Annotated in this window: 4 protein-coding genes; 2 read left to right on the forward strand and 2 right to left on the reverse strand. The window is 40.2% G+C overall.

The window, feature by feature from the left end:
* Positions 1-73: 73 nt before the first annotated feature.
* Positions 74-346, reverse strand: a complete 273-nt coding sequence (locus FPQ13_RS12795) for a hypothetical protein (RefSeq protein WP_144089714.1) — start codon at positions 344-346, stop codon at positions 74-76.
* A gap of 13 nt (positions 347-359) precedes the next feature.
* The gene (locus tag FPQ13_RS12800; protein ID WP_144089715.1) at positions 360-1,211 is read right to left on the reverse strand and encodes a YitT family protein; all 852 of its coding nucleotides are present in this window, start codon (positions 1,209-1,211) and stop codon (positions 360-362) included.
* Between the two features lie 280 nt (positions 1,212-1,491).
* On the opposite strand from FPQ13_RS12800, the gene nagA reads away from it, so the two are divergent.
* Positions 1,492-2,658: an N-acetylglucosamine-6-phosphate deacetylase gene (nagA, locus tag FPQ13_RS12805; RefSeq protein ID WP_144089716.1), complete on the forward strand. Its 1,167-nt coding sequence runs from the start codon at positions 1,492-1,494 to the stop codon at positions 2,656-2,658.
* Positions 2,659-2,679: 21 nt separating this feature from the next.
* A complete protein-coding gene (nagB, locus tag FPQ13_RS12810) occupies positions 2,680-3,411 on the forward strand; it encodes a glucosamine-6-phosphate deaminase (protein WP_144089717.1) in 732 nt (243 codons plus the stop codon).
* Positions 3,412-3,606 lie beyond the last annotated feature (195 nt).

Raw genomic sequence — 3,606 nt, forward strand, 5'->3', positions numbered from 1 at the left:
ACCTCCTTCATATCAAGATAGTTATAGTATGGAGGAGTGAGATGTGGAATTATAGGTGTGGTTATCTTTACGCTTACCTGTTATCAACAGTTAGAAAGCGTTTATCGACAGTCAGCGGGCGTTTAACAACAGTTAGAAAGCGCTTATCGACAGTCAGCGCGCTATTATCAACAGTTAGAAAGCATTTATCAACAGTCAGCACGCTATTATCAACAGTTAGCACGCTATTATCAACAGTTAGCAAGTGTTTATCGACAGCCAGCGCCTTATTATCAACAGTCAGCAAGCGTTTATCAACAGTCAGCCCACGTTTATCAGCAGTCAACTCACATTTATCAACAGTCACAACACATGATCACCTATTTCGTATGTCCTTTATACCCGCGACCATAAACTTCTTGAACGCGGTGAACGGTAATGTAAGCATCTTGATCAATTGAATCGACAATTTTTCGGAGTCGGACGATTTCCCGCTTGTTTACAACGATATAGAGAACTTGCTTGTTCATTTTCGAATAACCGCCGCGACCTTCTAAGACGGTGACACCTCTAGCTAACCGGTCTGTAATAGCTTCCAATAATGCTTCCGATTGGTTGCTGATGATCATGACAGCGCTTCGGGCATTTGGTCCTTCTAATACCATATCGATCACTTTCGCACTGATATATACAGCGACTAATGTGTACATGGCTCGTTCTTGTCCAATGACGAAAGAAGAACCAGCGATAATCACGAGATCGATGAACAACACGACACCAGAAACGCTAAACCCAAATACTTGGTGCATAATTTGTGCAATAACGGTGGTTCCTCCAGCGGTTCCACCCGATCTGAGCATAAGTCCAAGACCTAACCCGATAAAAACCCCTGCAAATAATGCAGCAAGTAATGGGTCATCATCAATTGGACTACTCCAACCTTCCGTTACCAATAAAAATACAGCTACTGAAACAACCGATAGTGCTGTATAGGTTAACGCTCGTTTGGAAAAAAACTTATAACCGACAATTACTAGTCCGGCGTTCAATGCAAAGTTAATCACACCAGGTGACCAGTCAAAAAGATAAACGAGAATAACGGTCAGACCGATGACACCACCTTCGGAAAGCATGTTCGGAATGATGAAATAATTGACACTGAAAGCAAGAACAAAGGCACCGATCAATACAAAGCTGATGTCTCTTAAATGATTCCAATGGTGTTGTTGCATGTTCAGTCCTCCCTCTATGTAATGCAACTCGTACAAATCGCGCGTTTTTTTCATTATAGTACATTGGTAATAGAAAACAAACGGATGACCTGGCAAGAAATTCATGAAAGCAAAATAATGATTCAAATCATAAGTACGTTTGATTCCCTCATAAATAAACGACCACCTATGCGGTTTTCACTACTTTTTTGGTAATAAAAGTGGTACAATTCTAGAGGAAGTGCTTTCATACATAAGATGGTTAAAGATTGGAATTTTTCATAAAGAAGAGGCGATTGTTGTGAATCAGTTGTTGATTAAAGGTGGCCGAGTTGTTGGGCATGAAGAAGTGTACCAGCCTGGCTACATACTTGTGGAAGATGAGAAAATTAAACGCGTCGGTCCGATGGAAGAAGCACCGAATGATGAAAACATTCGTGTGATTGAACTGACTTCGAACCAAATCGTTTTTCCGGGATTCATTGATATTCACATCCATGGAGCAAATGGCTATGATGTGATGGATGGAACGATGGAGGCACTGAAAGAAATGACATCGGTCGTGCCAGCGGAAGGAACGACTAGCTTTCTAGCGACGACGATTACAGAAAGCAAAGAAGCGACCGATCAGGCTCTTCAAAATGTCGCACGTTTCGTTGAGACCGATTATACAGGAGCGGAAATTCTAGGCATTCATTTGGAAGGTCCGTTTATTAATGAAAAACGAGCGGGAGCACAGCCCGTTAAACATATTTTACGACCTGACTTGGAACAATTTGATGCATGGCAAGAACTGTCCAATCAATTAATTAAAGTCGTCACGATGGCACCTGAAATGGAAGGTGGACAGGAATTCGTCAAGCACTTGAGCAATCAAGGAGTCATTGCGTCAATCGGCCATTCGGATGCTATTTATGAAGATGTAAAAAAAGCAGAACAAAATGGCTTGAAGCATGCGACTCATCTTTTCAATGGCATGCGTGGAATTCACCATCGTGAGCCAGGAGTTGCAGGATCCGTATTTTTGAGTGATCAACTTAAAGCAGAAGTTATTTTTGATGAAATTCATGTCAATCCAACGATGGTTCAATTGGCTTATCAAAATTTGGGTGCTGAACGGATGATGTTGATTACCGATTCGATGCGTGGTAAATGTTTGAGAAACGGCGTTTACGACTTAGGTGGACAGGAAGTGACACTCCAAGACGGTGAGGCACGTTTAGCGGATGGAACGCTAGCCGGAAGTGTATTGAAAATGAATGAAGCGGTGAAAAACGCTGCTCAATTAAAGCCGATGGACCTCATGAAGCTTGCACAATTGTCTTCAGGAAATGTTGCTAAATCATTAGGTGTCGATCATTATAAAGGGGCCATTCGAGAAGGGCTCGATGCCGACCTTGTCGTTTTGACAGAAGACTTCGAAGTGAAGAAAACATTTTGTAGAGGTTATTTGACCATTGATAAATAAAATAAGGGTGAGGGATGCAACATGAACGTGATTGTCGTAAAAAACTACGAAGAGGTTTGCCAAAAAGGTGTAGAATTTTTTATTGAGCAAATCCAAAAGAAAAACAACATTAATTTAGGACTTGCGACAGGCAGTACACCACTTGGGTTATATGACAAATTAATCGAATGGGCACAAGAGAAAAACGCTGATTTGTCCCATGTTACGACGTTCAATTTGGATGAATATATTGGTCTACCGAAAGACGATCCAAATAGCTATTATTACTATATGAAAGAAAAACTATTCGATCCGCTCAACTTATCTCCAGAGCAAACTTTTTTACCTGATGGCAGAGCGACGGACATTGAAAAAGAGTGTGAAGCATACGACCAAATCATTAAAGATAAAGGCGGCATTGATTTACAATTGCTAGGTGTTGGCGTTAACGGACATATTGCCTTTAACGAGCCTGGAACATCTTTTTCATCGAATACACATGAAGTAAGATTAGCTGAATCCACACGTGAAGCAAATTCTCGCTTTTTCAGTTCGATGGATGAAGTACCAACACATGCGATTACGATGGGCATTGGGTCTATATTGGAAGCAAAGGAAATCGTGCTAATCGCCAATGGAACAAATAAAAGTGAAGCGATTCAACAATTAGTAGAAGGTCCACAAAGTGAAGATTGGCCAATTACTGCACTTCAATCACATAATCATGTAACAGTGATTGTGGATGAAGAAGCGGCATCATTACTGAAAAAATAACGAAAACTCCCTTTCGTAGAGTGACTTACGGAAAGGGAGTTTTTTGATGACATAAACGTAAGACTACTTTTTCCTTGATTAACTTAATAATAATTAGAATTATTTAGAAAAATATTCTAAATGAATCAATTTCATAATTGCTCTTTTTAAAAATACAAAGACTTCTCCAATGTTTTGAATTGCATTTTTAAAAAC

This window comes from Allobacillus salarius (assembly GCF_007559425.1).
In the GTDB taxonomy this organism is placed as follows: Bacteria; Bacillota; Bacilli; order Bacillales; family Alkalibacillaceae; genus Allobacillus; species Allobacillus salarius.

Excerpts from the sequence above, each read along its gene's own strand:
- FPQ13_RS12800 (WP_144089715.1), bottom strand. The coding sequence starts at position 1,211 with ATGCAACAACACCATTGGAATCATTTAAGAGACATCAGCTTTGTATTG.
- nagB (WP_144089717.1), top strand. The coding sequence starts at position 2,680 with ATGAACGTGATTGTCGTAAAAAACTACGAAGAGGTTTGCCAAAAAGGT.